27 protein-coding genes are annotated in these 16,346 nt (G+C 57.5%); all 27 read right to left on the bottom strand.

All coding sequences use genetic code 11. The annotated features are described in order from the left end of the window. Window positions 1-178 precede the first annotated feature (178 nt). Entirely contained in the window at window positions 179-829 is a 651-nt protein-coding gene (locus QMZ18_RS14110) for an adenylate kinase (RefSeq protein WP_282606945.1), read from the bottom strand. Beyond that, window positions 826-2,163, bottom strand: coding sequence for a preprotein translocase subunit SecY (gene secY, locus QMZ18_RS14105; protein ID WP_282606944.1), 1,338 nt, complete (start codon window positions 2,161-2,163; stop codon window positions 826-828). Before secY ends, QMZ18_RS14110 begins: the two co-directional genes overlap by 4 nt. 162 nt (window positions 2,164-2,325) lie before the next feature. Next, window positions 2,326-2,808, bottom strand: coding sequence for a 50S ribosomal protein L15 (rplO, locus tag QMZ18_RS14100; RefSeq protein WP_282606943.1), 483 nt, complete (start codon window positions 2,806-2,808; stop codon window positions 2,326-2,328). 42 nt (window positions 2,809-2,850) lie between these two features. After that, window positions 2,851-3,045 carry a 50S ribosomal protein L30 gene (gene rpmD, locus QMZ18_RS14095; protein ID WP_282606942.1) on the bottom strand — a complete coding sequence of 65 codons (195 nt, stop codon included), beginning with the start codon at window positions 3,043-3,045 and terminating at the stop codon, window positions 2,851-2,853. 6 nt (window positions 3,046-3,051) lie between these two features. Further along, a complete protein-coding gene (rpsE, locus tag QMZ18_RS14090; protein WP_282606941.1) occupies window positions 3,052-3,630 on the bottom strand; it encodes a 30S ribosomal protein S5 in 579 nt (192 codons plus the stop codon). Between the two features lie 12 nt (window positions 3,631-3,642). Further along, complete coding sequence (gene rplR / locus QMZ18_RS14085; protein ID WP_282606940.1) at window positions 3,643-4,005, bottom strand: 50S ribosomal protein L18; 363 nt, start codon at window positions 4,003-4,005, stop codon at window positions 3,643-3,645. 4 nt (window positions 4,006-4,009) lie between these two features. Beyond that, window positions 4,010-4,543, bottom strand: coding sequence for a 50S ribosomal protein L6 (gene rplF / locus QMZ18_RS14080; protein ID WP_282606939.1), 534 nt, complete (start codon window positions 4,541-4,543; stop codon window positions 4,010-4,012). A 12-nt stretch (window positions 4,544-4,555) separates the two neighbouring features. Continuing rightward, a complete protein-coding gene (gene rpsH / locus QMZ18_RS14075) occupies window positions 4,556-4,954 on the bottom strand; it encodes a 30S ribosomal protein S8 (RefSeq protein ID WP_282606938.1) in 399 nt (132 codons plus the stop codon). 15 nt (window positions 4,955-4,969) lie between these two features. Further along, window positions 4,970-5,275: a 30S ribosomal protein S14 gene (gene rpsN / locus QMZ18_RS14070; RefSeq protein WP_282606937.1), complete on the bottom strand. Its 306-nt coding sequence runs from the start codon at window positions 5,273-5,275 to the stop codon at window positions 4,970-4,972. A 21-nt stretch (window positions 5,276-5,296) separates the two neighbouring features. After that, entirely contained in the window at window positions 5,297-5,839 is a 543-nt protein-coding gene (gene rplE / locus QMZ18_RS14065) for a 50S ribosomal protein L5 (protein ID WP_282606936.1), read from the bottom strand. 14 nt (window positions 5,840-5,853) lie between these two features. Continuing rightward, window positions 5,854-6,177: a 50S ribosomal protein L24 gene (gene rplX, locus QMZ18_RS14060; RefSeq protein ID WP_322097217.1), complete on the bottom strand. Its 324-nt coding sequence runs from the start codon at window positions 6,175-6,177 to the stop codon at window positions 5,854-5,856. Beyond that, complete coding sequence (rplN, locus tag QMZ18_RS14055; protein WP_282606934.1) at window positions 6,177-6,545, bottom strand: 50S ribosomal protein L14; 369 nt, start codon at window positions 6,543-6,545, stop codon at window positions 6,177-6,179. The genes rplX and rplN overlap by 1 nt, the downstream gene beginning before the upstream one ends. Before the next feature lie 9 nt (window positions 6,546-6,554). Then, on the bottom strand, window positions 6,555-6,806 hold the full coding sequence (rpsQ, locus tag QMZ18_RS14050) for a 30S ribosomal protein S17 (RefSeq protein WP_282606933.1): 252 nt from the start codon (window positions 6,804-6,806) through the stop codon (window positions 6,555-6,557). A gap of 10 nt (window positions 6,807-6,816) precedes the next feature. Then, a complete protein-coding gene (gene rpmC, locus QMZ18_RS14045) occupies window positions 6,817-7,011 on the bottom strand; it encodes a 50S ribosomal protein L29 (protein ID WP_142894959.1) in 195 nt (64 codons plus the stop codon). A gap of 3 nt (window positions 7,012-7,014) precedes the next feature. Next, complete coding sequence (gene rplP / locus QMZ18_RS14040) at window positions 7,015-7,434, bottom strand: 50S ribosomal protein L16 (RefSeq protein ID WP_282606932.1); 420 nt, start codon at window positions 7,432-7,434, stop codon at window positions 7,015-7,017. A gap of 27 nt (window positions 7,435-7,461) precedes the next feature. Continuing rightward, the gene (gene rpsC / locus QMZ18_RS14035; RefSeq protein WP_282606931.1) at window positions 7,462-8,139 is read right to left on the bottom strand and encodes a 30S ribosomal protein S3; all 678 of its coding nucleotides are present in this window, start codon (window positions 8,137-8,139) and stop codon (window positions 7,462-7,464) included. Further along, window positions 8,139-8,519 carry a 50S ribosomal protein L22 gene (rplV, locus tag QMZ18_RS14030; RefSeq protein WP_282606930.1) on the bottom strand — a complete coding sequence of 127 codons (381 nt, stop codon included), beginning with the start codon at window positions 8,517-8,519 and terminating at the stop codon, window positions 8,139-8,141. Before rplV ends, rpsC begins: the two co-directional genes overlap by 1 nt. Window positions 8,520-8,524: 5 nt before the next feature. Beyond that, on the bottom strand, window positions 8,525-8,803 hold the full coding sequence (gene rpsS, locus QMZ18_RS14025) for a 30S ribosomal protein S19 (protein ID WP_142894955.1): 279 nt from the start codon (window positions 8,801-8,803) through the stop codon (window positions 8,525-8,527). Between the two features lie 13 nt (window positions 8,804-8,816). Further along, window positions 8,817-9,647, bottom strand: a complete 831-nt coding sequence (gene rplB, locus QMZ18_RS14020; RefSeq protein ID WP_282606929.1) for a 50S ribosomal protein L2 — start codon at window positions 9,645-9,647, stop codon at window positions 8,817-8,819. Window positions 9,648-9,651: 4 nt separating this feature from the next. After that, the gene (locus QMZ18_RS14015; RefSeq protein WP_282606928.1) at window positions 9,652-9,984 is read right to left on the bottom strand and encodes a 50S ribosomal protein L23; all 333 of its coding nucleotides are present in this window, start codon (window positions 9,982-9,984) and stop codon (window positions 9,652-9,654) included. Then, window positions 9,981-10,601, bottom strand: a complete 621-nt coding sequence (gene rplD / locus QMZ18_RS14010; RefSeq protein ID WP_282607384.1) for a 50S ribosomal protein L4 — start codon at window positions 10,599-10,601, stop codon at window positions 9,981-9,983. Before rplD ends, QMZ18_RS14015 begins: the two co-directional genes overlap by 4 nt. A 2-nt stretch (window positions 10,602-10,603) precedes the next feature. Continuing rightward, on the bottom strand, window positions 10,604-11,383 hold the full coding sequence (rplC, locus tag QMZ18_RS14005) for a 50S ribosomal protein L3 (protein ID WP_282606927.1): 780 nt from the start codon (window positions 11,381-11,383) through the stop codon (window positions 10,604-10,606). A 4-nt stretch (window positions 11,384-11,387) separates the two neighbouring features. Continuing rightward, complete coding sequence (rpsJ, locus tag QMZ18_RS14000; protein ID WP_282606926.1) at window positions 11,388-11,702, bottom strand: 30S ribosomal protein S10; 315 nt, start codon at window positions 11,700-11,702, stop codon at window positions 11,388-11,390. Between the two features lie 141 nt (window positions 11,703-11,843). Next, window positions 11,844-13,034, bottom strand: a complete 1,191-nt coding sequence (tuf, locus tag QMZ18_RS13995; protein WP_282606915.1) for an elongation factor Tu — start codon at window positions 13,032-13,034, stop codon at window positions 11,844-11,846. Window positions 13,035-13,082: 48 nt separating this feature from the next. Beyond that, complete coding sequence (gene fusA / locus QMZ18_RS13990; RefSeq protein ID WP_282606925.1) at window positions 13,083-15,158, bottom strand: elongation factor G; 2,076 nt, start codon at window positions 15,156-15,158, stop codon at window positions 13,083-13,085. 21 nt (window positions 15,159-15,179) lie between these two features. Further along, on the bottom strand, window positions 15,180-15,650 hold the full coding sequence (gene rpsG / locus QMZ18_RS13985; protein ID WP_282606924.1) for a 30S ribosomal protein S7: 471 nt from the start codon (window positions 15,648-15,650) through the stop codon (window positions 15,180-15,182). A 15-nt stretch (window positions 15,651-15,665) separates the two neighbouring features. After that, window positions 15,666-16,037: a 30S ribosomal protein S12 gene (gene rpsL / locus QMZ18_RS13980; protein ID WP_142894948.1), complete on the bottom strand. Its 372-nt coding sequence runs from the start codon at window positions 16,035-16,037 to the stop codon at window positions 15,666-15,668. Window positions 16,038-16,346: the final 309 nt, after the last annotated feature.

The raw sequence follows: 16,346 nt of genomic DNA, 5'->3' as shown, positions 1-16,346 counted from the left end.
CCTTAAAACATCGATTCCCGGGCCACAGCCCTGAGAAGCTTGTTAATTTATGCCTCGGACCAACCTGGCCCGAAGTCCTGGAACGCTTGGACAGGCAAAACCTTCCGGTCGCGGCCGCGCCGAAGGATGCGGGATTATATGCACCCGCTCCCCCAAGTCAACCGTCATGCCACGGGTGTTACGCCGCAGCTAGAATGGCCTCAATCTGCCCTGTTACTTCATCGATCGCCGCCATGCCGTCGATCGTCTTCAACACGCCCTTCTCCCGATAGTAGGGAAGGATCGGCGCGGTCTGTTCATGATACGTCGCCAAGCGGGTCCGCATCGTCTCTTCGTTGTCATCGGCGCGGCGTGAAAACTCACCATTACCGCAGTTATCACACACACCCTCTTTGACCGGCTTCTGGTATAGGTCGTGATAGCCTGCGCCGCATTTGGCACAAGAATAACGCCCCACCACGCGCTCGATCAGCGCCGCCTCGTCGACGGCCATCTCGATCACTCGATCGAGCTTCAACCCCTTGTCGGCAAGCATTTTATCCAACCCTTGGGCCTGCGGGGTCGTCCGGGGAAAGCCGTCGAGAATAAATCCCGTCGCACAATCCGGCGCGTCGATGCGTTGCGAGATCATCTCGATCATAAGATCGTCCGGCATCAGCTTGCCGGCGTCCATGATTTCCTTGGCCTGCGCGCCCAGCTCACTGCCGGAATTCTTCAATTCCCGAAGCATGTCACCCGTCGAAAGCTGAACAAGACCATGCTTGTCCTGCAATCGCTTCGCCTGAGTACCCTTACCTGCCCCCGGAGGACCCAATAGAATGATATTCACCCACGCCGTCCCTTCAGCTTGGACTTCTTGATGAGTCCTTCGTATTGATGCGCCAGCAGGTGAGAATGGATCTGACCCACGGTGTCCATGGTGACCGAAACGATAATCAGCAGAGACGTGCCACCGAAATAAAACGTCACCACGGAAAACTGCGCGCTCACCAGTTCTGGCAGCAGGCAAACCAGCGCCAGATAGGAAGCCCCGACAACAGTCAGTCGATTCAGCACAAATTCCAGGTACGTGGCCGTATTCTTACCCGGTCGAATGCCCGGAATGAAGCCGCCATGCTTCTTCAGGTTGTCAGCAGTATCCTCCGGATTGAAGACGATGCTGGTATAAAAGAAGGCAAAGAAGACGATCAGCGCGGTAAAGAGAAGCAGATAGGCGGGAGAGCCGCGTCCCAGATTGGCCGTCACCCAGCTCAGCCACTCTGGTCCCGTACCGCCGGAAAAGCCAGCTGCCGTCAGAGGCATCAGCAGAAGCGACGAGGCAAAGATCGGCGGAATGACACCCGCCACATTGAGCTTCATCGGCAGATGCGAAGCTTCGCCGCCGAACATCTTGTTGCCCACTTGACGCTTCGGATACTGAACAATGATCCTGCGGTGAGCCCGCTCGACGTAGACGATGAACGCGATCACAGCAACCGCCATGATTGGCACGAGGATCGCCAGGGCATTGGTTTGGCCCAGCGAAAAGGCCTGTGCCAGCGCAATCGGCAGGTTTGCCACGATACCCGAGAAGATGATCAGGGAAATACCGTTACCGACACCGCGCTGGGTAATCTGCTCGCCCAGCCACATCAGGAAGATGGTACCGCCCGTGAGCGTAATGACCGTCGAAAGCTCGAAAAACAGTCCCGGCTCGATCACCGCCGAACCGCCCGTTCCAACTGTCGCCTCCAAGCCCTTGGCAATACCAAAAGCCTGTACAGCAGCCAGTACGACTGTACCGTAACGGGTGTATTGATTGATCTTTTTCCGGCCCGATTCGCCTTCTTTCTTCAAGGCTTCAATCTGCGGCGACACAGCGGTGAGCAGCTGCATTATAATCGACGCCGAGATGTAAGGCATGATGTTGAGCGCAAAGATCGTCATGCGCTCCAAAGCACCACCTGAAAAGGCATTGAAGATATCGAGGACACCGCCCTGGGCTTGGTTCTGGTAGATTGTGGCGAAAATCGACGTATCGATTCCAGGGATCGGAATGTAAGTTCCAAGCCGGTAGATCACCAATGCACCAAGCGTGAACCAAATGCGCTTCTTGAGTTCGGTCGCCTTGGCTAGCGCGCCGAAGTTCATATTTGCAGCAAGTTGTTCGGCGGCTGAGGCCATATACTTTATCCCAGTTGTTCCCGCGGCTGATGCCAGCACATCGCTATAACTGCCGAACGCTCCCCGGTCAAAGCCTGAGAGCGACGGCAATACAATGACTGACCCAACCGACGGACTTCTGCATCTTCACTTTAAGAAGATGCCACAAGCCCGCTGACTTTCTTAGCTTTCGGCCGCTGCCACCTTGGCTACAGCGACGGTTACACTGCCGCCAGCTTTCTCGACCGCGGCAATCGCGGCCTTGGAAGCACCGGCGACCGCGATATTTACTTTGGTCTTCAGTTCACCGGATGCAAGTAAACGAATTCCATCTCGCGGATTCGTAACCACACCGGAGGCCTTGAGCGATTCGGCATTGATCTCCGACTTCGCGTCAAGTTTGCCTGCATCAATCGCCGCCTGCAGGCGGCCGATGTTTACGGCAACGAAGTCCTTTTTGAAGATGTTGTTGAACCCGCGCTTCGGCAGACGGCGATGCAGAGGCATCTGGCCGCCTTCGAAACCCTTGATCGCAACACCGCTGCGGGCCTTCTGACCCTTGTGGCCGGCGCCGGAGGTCTTACCTGTGCCGGAACCGATGCCGCGGCCAACGCGCTTGGCATCCTTACGAGCGCCTGCGTTATCGGACAGCTGATTGAGCTTCATGTCTCTTTACCCTGCTTCAGTCAAGGGAGGAGCAAACGACGCCTAGGCGTCGCTCTCAACCCGTATGAGATGACTGACTTTGTTGATCATACCGCGCACCGACGGTGTATCCTCGAGCTCACGGCTACGGTTGATCTTGTTCAGACCGAGGCCGATGAGAGTCGCGCGCTGATCCTTCATCCGCCCAATCGGGCTTGCGATCTGCACGACCTTAACTGTTTTCTTCTTAGCGGCCATTTTGCTTTACTCCCGTGCCTCGGCAGCACCGGCAGTGCGGTTGCCGAGAATGTCGGAAACCTTCTTACCACGGCGCTGAGCAACCATACGCGGGCTGGCACAACGCGACAGAGCCTCAAAAGTGGCCTTGATCATGTTGTGGGGATTCGAGGTGCCGACCGACTTCGCCACGACGTCCTGGACGCCAAGGGCTTCGAAAATCGCACGCATCGGACCACCGGCAATGATACCCGTACCGGCCGGAGCTGCACGCAGTACGACATTACCAGCACCGTAGTGCCCCTTAATATCGTGGTGCAGAGTCCTGCCCTCACGCAGCGGCACACGGATCATGGCGCGCTTCGCCGATTCAGTGGCTTTGCGAATTGCCTCTGGAACTTCGCGGGCCTTGCCGTGGCCATGACCGACGCGGCCACGGCCATCGCCGACAACGACCAGCGCGGCAAAGCCGAAACGCCGGCCACCCTTGACCACCTTGGCTACGCGATTAATACCGACCAGCTTCTCGATGAGCTCCGGCTCGTCGCGGTCGCGCGGACGCCGGTCATCTCTCTGGGATCGTGATTCTCTTGGGGCTCGTGCCATCGATCTGCTTTCCTAGAATGCCAGGCCGTTTTCGCGTGCGGCGTCTGCCAGAGCCTTTACCCGGCCGTGGAAGATGTATCCGCCACGGTCGAAGACCACTTCTTTGACGCCGGCGGCGACAGCACGCTCGGCAATAAGTTTACCCACCTCGGTAGCGGCTGCCTTGTCGGCACCCTTCGCCAATTTTGACTTGAGGTCGTTATCGATCGTCGATGCAGACACAAGGGTTACCCCCTGCACATCGTCGATAACCTGGGCGTAGATGTGTTTGCTCGACCGGAAGACCGACAAACGGGGCCGGCTGCCGCTTTTGCGCTTGATCTGTGCGCGAACACGGCGCGTGCGGCGGTCGCGAAGTTGTTTGCTGCTCAGCATGGCCTTACTTCTTCTTGCCTTCTTTGCGCAGGATCACCTCATCCTCATACTTCACGCCCTTGCCTTTGTAAGGCTCTGGCGGACGGAAGCTGCGGATTTCTGATGCAACCTGACCGACCTTCTGCTTGTCAGCACCCGAAATCGCAATCGCGGTTGGCTTCGAGCAGGTGATCGAGATCCCCTCGGGGATCGGGAAGTTGATATCGTGACTGTACCCCAGCTGCAGGTTCAGGCTTTTGCCCTGGACCGCGGCACGGTAACCGACGCCATTAATCTCGAGGTTCCGCGTGAAGCCGTCGGACACCCCCGTGACCATGTTCTGGACCCGCGAACGTGCGGTGCCCCACATGGCGCGGGCCTGCTTGGACTGATTTACAGGCGTGACGGTCACTTGCCCGTCCTTGACCTCGATCGCAACATCGTCGGTTGCTTCGAATTCGAGCTGACCCAGCTTGCCTTTTGCCGAAACCAAACGGCCCTTGACCGCAATTTCGACGCCGCTGGGCACCTCGACCGGATTTTTGCCTACGCGCGACATTCACCCAATCCCTTAAAATACCCGGCAGAGAACTTCGCCGCCGACGTTGGCAGCGCGCGCCTCCTGATCCGACATCACACCACGTGGCGTCGACAGGATGGTAATTCCCAAACCGTTGTAATAACGCGGCAGCTCTTTGATCTTCGAGTACACGCGACGACCCGGGGTCGAAACCCGTGCGATCTCGTTGATCACAGGCTGGCCTTCGTTGTACTTCAACTCGATCTCAAGCTCGCTGATACCCGGGGACTGTTCCTGCGTGCGGAAATCCCGGATAAAACCTTCGCGCTTCAATACATCAAGCACATTCGAACGCAGGCGGGACGCCGGCGCCGTTACTTTTGACTTACCAACTCGCTGTCCGTTCCGGATGCGGGTTAGCATATCCCCAAGAGGATCGCTCATCGCCATCGCGCGGACCCTTTCCTACCAGCTCGACTTGACCATGCCAGGGATCTGGCCGATCGATGCGAGGTCACGCAATGCAATACGCGACAACTTAAATTTCCGATAGACGCCGCGCGGGCGTCCGCTCAACTCGCAACGATTGCGAACTCGAATTTTCGACCCATCGCGTGGCAGCTCTGCCAGTTTGATGTGGGCCAGGAAGCGTTCCTCTGGTGAGAGGGACCGGTCGTTCGCGACAGCCTTGAGAGCCGCACGTTTTGACGCCTGCTGGGCGACAACCTTCCGACGCTTCTGATTCTTTTTGATGGCGCTAACCTTAGCCATTCTTTTCGATCCCTTCCGCCGCTATTTCTGGAACGGCATATCGAAGCCCGCGAGGAGAGCCTTGGCTTCCTCATTCGTCTTCGCAGTGGTGCAGATCACGATGTCCATGCCCCGGATCTCGTCGACAGCGTCGTAGTCGATCTCGGGAAAGACGATCTGTTCCTTCAAGCCCATGGCATAATTGCCGCGGCCATCGAAGCTTTTGTCCGATACGCCGCGAAAGTCGCGGACGCGGGGCAAAGCAACGGTCACCAGGCGATCCAGAAATTCGTACATCCGGTCCTTCCGCAAGGTCACCTTGCAGCCGAGCGGCATGTCTTCACGCAGTTTGAAAGCTGCGATCGACTTCTTCGCCTTCGTGATCACCGGCTTCTGACCAGCAATCAGACCCATTTCGTTAGCGGCGGCAGCAACCTTCTTTTGGTCCTGCACGGCGCCAGCAACACCGATGTTCAGCACGATCTTTTCGATCTTCGGTGCCGACATCTCGTTCTTGTATCCGAACTGCTGCACCAGGCTCGGTTTAACAGTCGTTTCGTAGTGCTCTTTCAAGCGCGGCTTCATGGTCCTGCCTCGCCTTAAATGTCTATGACTTCGCCGGAGCGCTTGGAAACACGCACCTTGCGACCGCCCTCTTCAACCCGGAAACCGACGCGTGTGGGCTGGTCGGATTTCGGATCGATATGGGCAACGTTCGAAATATGGAGGGGCGCCTCTTGCTCGACGATCCCGCCCGGTGTGGAAGCAGTCGGACGCGTATGACGCTTGACGATGTTGACACCCTGAACAACCACCCGGTCGTCCTCACGTACAACACGCAGCACTTCGCCCTTCTTGCCTTTGTCACGACCGGTGATCACTGTCACCTTGTCGCCTTTTTTGATCTTAAACTTCTTGCTCATCATAGCACCTCAGGCGCCAGAGAAATGATCTTCATGTACTGGCGTGCGCGCAGCTCGCGGGTGACCGGACCGAAGATACGGGTTCCGATCGGCTCGCCCTGCTTGTTGATCAACACCGCGGCGTTGTTGTCGAACCGGATCGAACTGCCGTCCGGACGACGGATTTCCTTGGCAGTGCGAACGATGACGGCACGATGTACATCACCCTTTTTCACACGACCGCGCGGAATGGCTTCCTTGACCGATACCACAATGACATCGCCGACACCGGCAGTCTTGCGTTTCGATCCGCCCAGCACCTTGATGCACTGGACTCGACGGGCACCGGAATTGTCGGCGACATCGAGTTGGGATTGCATTTGAATCATGGCGAGCCCCTAACCTTCAGCGCTGGCGGCAGATTCGTCGAAAACTTCCCAGCTCTTGGTCTTGGAAATCGGACGGCACTCACGAATTCGAACAGTCTCGCCCGATTTGACCGAATTGGTCTCGTCATGGGCATGATACTTTTTCGAACGCTTAATGAACTTCTTATAGATGGGGTGCATGACGCGCCGCTCGACCAAGACGGTAACCGTCTTATCGGTCTTGTCACTAACCACCACACCCTGCAACACACGACGCGGCATTGATACTCTCCTAAGAAACGGCCTGCATTTGGTGCAGGATGGTTTTGATGCGCGCGATATCACGGCGAACTTGGCGTGCGCGCGTCGTATTCTCGAGCTGGCCACTGGCCTTCTGGAAGCGCAGATTGAACTGTTCTTTGTGCAGTCCCATCAGCTCGTCTTTCAACTCGTCCTGGGTCTTGACCCTCAGATCACTCGCTTTCATGACCTAACCCTCCTCACCGACACGGGCGATGAACTTGGTTTGCACGGGCAGCTTGGCCGAAGCCAGCTTAAAGGCTTCGCGAGCGAGCTCCATGGGAACGCCATCGAGTTCGAACATGACACGGCCGGGCTTGACCCGAGCCGCCCACCATTCCGGGTTACCCTTACCCTTACCCTGACGAACCTCGGCAGGTTTGCTCGAAACCGGCACGTCTGGGAACACGCGGATCCAAAGCTTACCGACACGCTTCATGTGACGGGTAATGGTGCGGCGGGCTGCTTCGATCTGACGGGCAGAAACACGACCTGGCGTCATCGCCTTCATACCGTAAGCGCCAAAGGTCAGGGCTGTGCCGCCCTTCGCCTTGCCATGGATCCGGCCCTTATGGGCTTTGCGGAATTTTGTCCGCTTTGGTTGTAACATTGCTCTGTTTCCTCAAGCCTGACTGCTTTAACGCGCAGCCTGCAAATCCTGAGACCGCTTGTCCTGGGCCATTGGGTCGTGGGCCAGGATTTCTCCCTTGAAGACCCAAACCTTCACGCCGCAAGCTCCGTAGGTCGTCTGCGCCGTCGCTTCGCCGTAATCGACATCGGCACGAAGCGTATGCAGAGGCACGCGGCCTTCGCGGTACCATTCGGTCCGTGCAATTTCCGCACCGCCCAACCGGCCGGCGCAGTTGATCCGGATACCACCGGCCCCAAGGCGCATGGCGGACTGAACCGAACGCTTCATCGCCCGCCGGAAGGCAACACGCCGCTCCAGCTGATTAGCAATGTTCTCGGCGACCAGCTTGGCATCGATCTCAGGCTTACGAACCTCAACGATGTTCAGATGTACTTCGCTGCTCGTGCGCTGCTGAAGAGCGGAGCGCAGCTTTTCGATGTCTGCACCCTTCTTACCAATGACAACGCCGGGACGGGCCGTATAAATCGTTACGCGGGCCTTCTTCGCAGGACGCTCGATCACGATCCGCGACACACCGGCCTGCTGCAGACGCTTACGCAGGTACTTGCGTAGCTCGAGATCCTCGAGCAGCAGGTCCGCGTAGTTGCCGTCGGCGAACCAGCGGGAATCCCAGGTCCGGTTAATACCGACGCGCAGGCCGATTGGATTGACTTTATGACCCATTACGCCGTCTCCTCACGCTCACGCACCACCACGGTCAGGCGGCTCCAAGGTTTCACGATCCGGCCGACACGGCCGCGGGCACGGGCCCGGAAACGCTTCATCGTGAAGCTTTTGCCCACCGAAGCTTCCGCCACATAAAGACGGTCGACGTCGAGCTGGTGATTGTTTTCCGCATTCGCAATCGCCGATTGCAGAACCTTCTTGACCTCACCGGCAATGCGGCGCTTTGAGAAGGTCAGCTCTGCCAGGGCTTTCTCGGCCGTCTTGCCGCGAATGCTGGCGGCAACCAGATTCAGCTTCTGAGAACTGGTCCGCATGTTCAAAGCGATAGCCTTGGCTTCGTTGTCAGCCAACACGCGCGGGGTTTTCGACTTACTCATCGACCTTAGCCCCTCTTGGATTTCTTATCCGCAGCGTGACCGTAGTAGGTCCGCGTCGGAGAGAATTCGCCGAACTTGTGACCGACCATATTTTCGGTCACCAGAACAGGCAGGAACTTCTGGCCGTTGTAGACGCCGAAGGTCAAGCCGACAAACTGCGGCATGATCGTCGAACGGCGCGACCAGGTCTTGATGATTTCGTTTCGTCCGGAACCTCTGACTGTATCGGCCTTTTTGAGCAGATAACCGTCGACGAACGGACCTTTCCATACGGAGCGAGCCATGGCGGCCTTCCCCTTAGCGTTTCTTGTGACGGCGGCGCACGATAAGGCCGTCCGTCTTCTTGTTACGGCGCGTCTTGGCGCCCTTCGTCGGCTTACCCCAGGGAGTCACCGGATGGCGACCGCCGGAAGTGCGGCCTTCGCCGCCGCCGTGCGGATGGTCAATCGGGTTCATGGCAACACCGCGGACCGATGGGCGTTTGCCCATCCAGCGCTTACGGCCGGCCTTACCCAATTTCTGGTTCGACTCGTCGGGGTTGGAAACGGCACCAACCGTTGCCATGCACTCGGCCCGGATCATGCGGACTTCGCCCGATCCAAGACGCAGCAGAGCATAACCGGCATCGCGTCCGACGATCTGAACATAGGTCCCGGCCGAGCGGGCGATCTGACCGCCCTTACCAGCCTTCATCTCCACGTTGTGCACAATTGTGCCAACGGGGATCGCGCTTAGAGGCATCGCGTTGCCAGGCTTGATATCCGCCTTCGTAGAAGCAATGACCTTGTCTCCAATCGCCAAGCGCTGCGGCGCAAGGATGTAAGACAGCTCCCCGTCATCATACTCGATCAGGGCAATAAACGCGGTCCGGTTCGGGTCGTATTCGATCCGCTGAACCGTCGCCGAAACATCGAACTTGAGACGTTTGAAGTCGACCAGACGATAGTTGCGTTTGTGACCGCCACCCTGCCGGCGGGCCGTAACCCGACCGGTGTTGTTGCGTCCGCCCTTCTTGGTCAGGCCTTCGGTCAGCTTCTTGACCGGTTTGCCCTTCCAAAGACCCGAGCGATCGATCAACACCAGATTACGGCGTGATGGCGTCGTCGGACTGTATGTTTTTAGCGCCATAGGATCAGATTCCCGTGGTCACGTCGATGCTGTGACCCTCTTCTAACGTGACGTATGCTTTCTTGACGTCGGCACGGCGGCCCGGACGACCCTTGAACCGCTTGGTCTTACCGTCCTGGCGAAGCGTGTTGACCGCTTTCACCTTGACATTGAACAGACCTTCGACTGCCAAAACGATTTCAGGCTTGGTCGCATCCATAGCCACCTTGAAGGCAACCTGGTTGTGCTCAGAACCCAAAGTGGATTTTTCAGTGACGACCGGCTGGCGAATGACTTCGTACATCCGCTCCTTGGAGATCGTCACCGGCGCCTTGTTGCGCGCGCGCCCCTTACTCATTTCAGTCGCGCCTCCAGCGCTTCCACAGCATCCTTGGTCAACACCAGAGTGTCGCGCCGCAGGATGTCGTAAACGTTGGCGCCCTGCTGAGGCAGAACGTCGACGTTGGGAATGTTGCGGGCAGCACGAGCAAAACTCTCGTTAATCGCCGCACCGTCAATCACCAGAACCGAACCCCAGCCAAGCGTTCCGAACTGCTTCGACAGAGCCGAAGTTTTCGCGTCTTTGACGTCCGCGCTCTCGAGCACGATCAGCTTGCCGTCAGCGGCCTTGGACGACAGCGCCGTCTTCAACGCCAGCTTCCGGACCTTCTTCGGCAGATCGAGATTGTGATCCCGAACGACCGGACCGTGGACAACACCACCGCCACGGAAGATCGGTGCACGCAGACTTCCGTGACGGGCACCGCCGCCGCCTTTCTGCTTCGTGATCTTCCGGGTCGAGCCGGAAACTTCGCTACGTCCCTTGACCTTATGGTTCCCGGCACGCCGCTTCGCGAGCTGCCAATTTACCATCCGGCCCAGGATGTCCGCCCGGACAGGAAGTCCGAAGACCGAGTCATTCAACTCAATCTCGCCAGCGGCTTTGTTTTCGAGGGTCGTGACCGAACACTTCATGGTCATTGATCCTTATCTTCGCCAGCGGCTTCTGAAGCCTCTGCCGGTGCTGCTTCTGCCTCAGCCGGAGCTTCTTCAGGCGCCTCTGCAGGAGCTTCTTCAACCGCTGCCGCAACGATACCAGCGGGGAAAGGCACTGCCTCTGGAAGCGCGCGCTTAACCGCATCGCTGATCCGGACCCAACCGCCTTCGGCTCCCGGAACGGCACCCTTAACCAGGATCAAGCCACGCTCCTCATCGGTCGAAACGATCCTGAGGTTCTGTGTCGTCACCCGGGCATCACCCATGTGACCGGCCATCTTCTTACCTTTGAAGACCTTACCCGGATCCTGGCTGTTACCTGTTGAACCGTGGCTACGGTGCGAAACCGAGACACCATGAGTTGCCCGCAGGCCGCCGAAGTTATGGCGTTTCATGGCACCGGCAAAACCCTTACCGATCGAAGTCCCCGTAACGTCCACAAACTGTCCGGCTACGAAGTGGTTCACCGACAGTTCTTGACCGATTTCCAGCAAGGCGTCGTCGGAAACCCGAAACTCACCCAGCTTCCGCTTAGGCTCAACCTTGGCTTTTGCATAATGGCCACGCATCGGCTTGGTCACGCGTTTGACCTTCGCCTTTCCGTTACCCAACTGAACGGCGGAGTAGCCGTCCGATTCTTTTGTGCGCACTGCAACGACTTGACACTTGTCGACCTTCAGGACGGTGACAGGAACGTGCTGACCTTCATCGGTAAACACGCGCGTCATGCCAAGCTTCTGCGCAATCATACCCGTGCGCATAATCCTAGCCCTTCAGCTTAATCTCGACATCCACACCAGCAGCCAGGTCGAGCTTCATCAGAGCGTCAACGGTCTGCGGTGTAGGGTCGACAATGTCCAGAAGACGCTTGTGAGTCCGGATTTCGAACTGCTCGCGGCTCTTCTTGTCGATGTGAGGTCCACGAAGCACCGTGAACTTCTCAATGCGTGTCGGCAAAGGAATGGGTCCGCGCACCTGCGCACCCGTCCGCTTGGCGGTACCGACGATCTCGGAGGTCGACGTATCGAGCACCCGATGATCGAAGGCCTTTAGCCGTATTCTGATGTTCTGGCTGTCCATATTTCAGCCCCATTGGCTGCCGGTAATCAAGATCTTGTCGGGCTCGACGAGCCACGCACCTGAACCGGCGCCCCTTTCACGTTCTATAACTGTTTGAATCCGGCCGCACTCGGCCGCGAATTACCTCAAGGTAATTCTGGATTACTTAATGACGCCAGCGACGACGCCTGCACCGACGGTACGACCGCCTTCACGGATTGCGAAACGAAGGCCTTCGTCCATCGCGATCGGTGCGATCAACTCAACCGTCATGGAGATGTTATCTCCAGGCATCACCATCTCGGTTCCCTCAGGCAGGGTCACGACACCCGTAACGTCAGTCGTACGGAAGTAAAACTGCGGACGGTAGTTCGTGAAAAACGGCGTATGACGACCGCCCTCTTCCTTCGTAAGGATATAAGCTTCTGCAGTGAAGTTCGTGTGCGGCGTGATCGAACCCGGCTTTGCCAGAACCTGACCGCGCTCAACGTCCTCACGACCGACACCACGCAGAAGCGCGCCGATGTTGTCGCCAGCTTCGCCAGAGTCCAGAAGCTTCCGGAACATCTCAACGCCCGTGCAGGTCGTCTTCTTCGTGTCCTTAAGGCCGACGATCTCAATCTCGTCGCCAACCTTGACGATACCGGCCTCAACACGTCCCGTAACAACCGTTCCACGGCCGGAAATCGAGAACACATCCTCAATCGGCATCAGGAACGGACGATCCTTCGGACGCTCAGGCTGCGGGATGTAGTCGTCAACAGCCTTCATAAGCTCCATGATCGCGTCCCGGCCGATCGCCGCATCGCCATCTTCAAGCGCGGCAAGCGCCGAGCCCTTGATGATCGGAATATCGTCGCCGGGGAAATCGTAGGAAGACAGAAGCTCGCGGATCTCAAGCTCAACAAGCTCGATAAGCTCTTCGTCGTCAACCTGGTCGACCTTGTTCATGAAGATCACGATCGCAGGAACACCAACCTGGCGCGCAAGAAGGATGTGCTCGCGAGTCTGCGGCATCGGACCGTCAGCAGCCGACACAACCAGGATCGCGCCGTCCATCTGCGCAGCACCCGTGATCATGTTCTTCACATAGTCCGCGTGACCAGGGCAATCAACGTGCGCGTAGTGACGGTTCTCCGTCTCGTACTCAACGTGTGCCGTCGAAATCGTAATCCCGCGCGCCTTCTCCTCAGGTGCCTTGTCAATCTGGTCGTAAGCAGAAAACTCCGCCCCGCCACTCTCTGCAAGCACCTTCGTGATCGCTGCCGTCAACGTCGTCTTACCATGATCAACATGACCAATCGTACCAACGTTACAGTGCGGCTTAGTCCGCTCAAACTTTGCCTTCGCCATCTTCTCTATTCTCCGTCCATAGGATGATCAAAACCTCGCTTCCGCGGGTTAGGCCATCTTGGCAACCACTTCATCGGCGACTGCCTGCGGCACTCGCTCATAGTGGTCAAAATGCATGGTGTATTGTGCCCGGCCCTGGCTCATGGAGCGCAGGTTGTTGACGTAACCGAACATGTTCGCAAGGGGGACCATCGCGTTGATCACCTGTGCGTTGCCGCGGCTGTCCATACCGGACACATTGCCGCGGCGGCTGTTAAGATCACCGATGATGTCTCCCATATATTCTTCGGGAGTCACCACTTCGACCTTCATAACCGGCTCAAGAAGAGCAGGTCCGGCCTTCTGCACGCCTTCACGGAAGGCGGCGCGGGCCGCAATTTCAAACGCCAGCACCGAGGAGTCGACGTCATGGCTCGCGCCATCGGTCAGTGTGACCTTGAAGTCGATCACCGGAAAACCGGCCATCACACCTGTTGCCTGTGCAGCAATCAGGCCTTTTTCAACACCCGGGATGAATTCCTTTGGAACCGCACCGCCGGAAATCGAGTTATCGAACGAGTAACCTTCACCAGGCTGCTGCGGCTCAAACGTCAACTTGATGCGCGCAAACTGACCCGAACCACCAGACTGCTTCTTGTGAGTGTAATCAACCTCAGCAACCCGAGAGATTGTCTCACGGTAAGCAACCTGCGGCGCACCAACGTTCGCATCGACCTTAAATTCGCGCTTCATGCGATCGACGATGATGTCGAGATGAAGTTCGCCCATACCCTTAATGACCGTCTGGCCGCTCTCAACGTCAGTCGAAACACGGAAAGAAGGATCTTCCTGCGCCAAACGGCCCAGAGCGACACCCATTTTTTCCTGGTCGGCCTTGGTCTTCGGCTCGACAGCGACTTCGATGACGGGATCCGGAAACTCCATGCGCTCCAAGATGATCGGCTTCAAGGGGTCACACAATGTCTCACCAGTGGTCGTGCTCTTCAGACCGGCAATAGCGACAATGTCGCCAGCGCGGGCTTCCTTGATGTCTTCGCGGTGATTGGAGTGCATCTGCAGCATACGGCCGACGCGCTCGCGGTTCCCCTTGACCGAGTTCAAGATCTGAGTGCCCGTTGTGAAGACACCTGAATAGACACGCACAAAGGTCAGCGAACCAACGAAGGGGTCGGTCATGATCTTAAAGGCAAGTGCTGAGGCAGGCTCGTCATCGGACGTCTTGCGAACCAGCTCCTCGTCCGAGTCAGGCTTTACGCCGGAAACGGAATCAACATCAATCGGAGACGGCAGGAAATCAACAACCGCATCAAGAAGCGGCTGCACACCCTTGTTCTTAAAGGCCGTTCCACAAAGAACCGGCACAAAAGAAGAGGTACAGGCGCCTTTGCGGATGCAGCGCTTCAGAGTCTCGATATCAGGCTCGTTGCCTTCGAGATAGGCTTCCATCGCATCGTCGTCCTGCTCAACAGCGAGGTCGAGCAGTTTTTCGCGATATTCAGCAGCCTTGTCGGCAAGATCGGCCGGAATGTCTTCCTCGACATACTCGGCACCCATGGTCTCGTCTTTCCAGACGATCGCCTTCATCTTAAGCAGATCGACAACACCGACGAATTCGCTCTCGGAACCGATCGGCAGTTGCATGACAAGCGGCTGCGCTCCGAGGCGGTCGACGATCATATCTACACAACGGTAAAAATCGGCGCCGATCCGGTCCATCTTGTTGACGAAACAGATCCGCGGCACGTTGTACTTGTCGGCCTGACGCCACACCGTCTCGGACTGAGGCTCAACACCGGCAACCGAGTCGAACACGGCAACCGCACCATCGAGAACCCGGAGAGACCGTTCAACTTCAATCGTGAAGTCAACATGGCCCGGTGTATCGATGATGTTGATCCGGTGATCGTTCCAGAAACAGGTCGTGGCCGCCGAGGTAATGGTGATGCCCCGCTCCTGCTCCTGCTCCATCCAGTCCATGGTGGCGTTGCCGTCATGGACTTCACCGATCTTGTGAGAAACACCGGTGTAGTAGAGGACACGCTCAGTTGTGGTCGTCTTACCGGCATCAATATGGGCCATGATGCCGATATTGCGGTACATTTCGAGCGGAGTGGTGCGAGACATGACGCGGGCTCTCTTGCTTCGTTACCAGCGGTAATGGGAGAAGGCCTTATTGGCCTCTGCCATCCGGTGAGTGTCTTCACGCTTCTTGACCGCGGAACCGCGGTTGTTCGAAGCATCCATAAGTTCGTTCGCCAGACGGTCGGTCATGGTGAACTCGGAACGGGCGCGCGAGGCGTTGATCAGCCAGCGGATCGCCAACGCCTGAGCACGCTCGTGGCGTACCTCGACGGGCACCTGATAGGTGGCACCACCGACACGGCGGGACCGAACCTCGAGGTGCGGGCGCACATTGCCGAGTGCTTCGTGGAAGACCCGGACCGGATCGGCGCTACCGCGCTCTGAAATCCGATCAAATGCACCGTAAACGATACCCTCTGCAACCGACTTCTTTCCGTCGTACATCAGGCAGTTCATGAACTTGCTGACGATCGTGTCGCCGAACTTGGGGTCCGGCAGAACTTCGCGTTTTTCTGCGCTATGGCGGCGAGACATCTTGAATACCCTGCCTTATTTCGGCCGTTTGGCGCCGTACTTCGAACGGCGCTGGCGGCGATCCTTGACACCCTGGGTATCCAAGGTGCCGCGAATGATGTGATAACGGACACCGGGCAAGTCCTTGACACGCCCGCCACGCAGCATAACCACCGAGTGCTCTTGAAGGTTATGACCTTCACCCGGAATATAGCTGGTCACTTCAAAACCGTTGGTCAGACGCACACGCGCAACTTTACGCAGGGCCGAGTTAGGTTTCTTCGGTGTGGTGGTATAAACGCGCGTGCAAACCCCCCGCTTTTGCGGGCAGGCTTCCAGCGCCGGTACTTTGTTCCGCGTTACAGGCGCTTTACGCGGCTTGCGGATCAATTGGTTAATCGTCGGCATTCAGGTTACTTCCTTAAACCTAGCTCTCGAACCAAAGCGCCGCGGCAGGGCAATAGCCTTACCCCGCGGAGCTTTGAGCGCCGTCTAAAACAGCAGTTAAATTTTTCATCCCGTGTACCGTCGAGGCTGCGTCTAAACCGCAATGGGCCTACCACCAGCCCCCGAAAGGTTGGCGCATACTATTGATGCACCCCTATCGCGTCAAGCCTTTGGAAACCCTTTTTTTACGGACCAAAAACAACACGCCGCCGCCGGGATTCTTGAAACAAACGATCCCGGCGACGGCGCTTAAACGCAACGATCTGTCAA

Source organism: Pelagibius sp. Alg239-R121 (genome assembly GCF_947331435.1).
In the GTDB taxonomy this organism is placed as follows: domain Bacteria; phylum Pseudomonadota; class Alphaproteobacteria; order Kiloniellales; family Kiloniellaceae; genus Denitrobaculum.
Note: the sequence above shows the minus strand (reverse complement) of the source record. Positions and strands in the feature narration are given on the sequence as shown.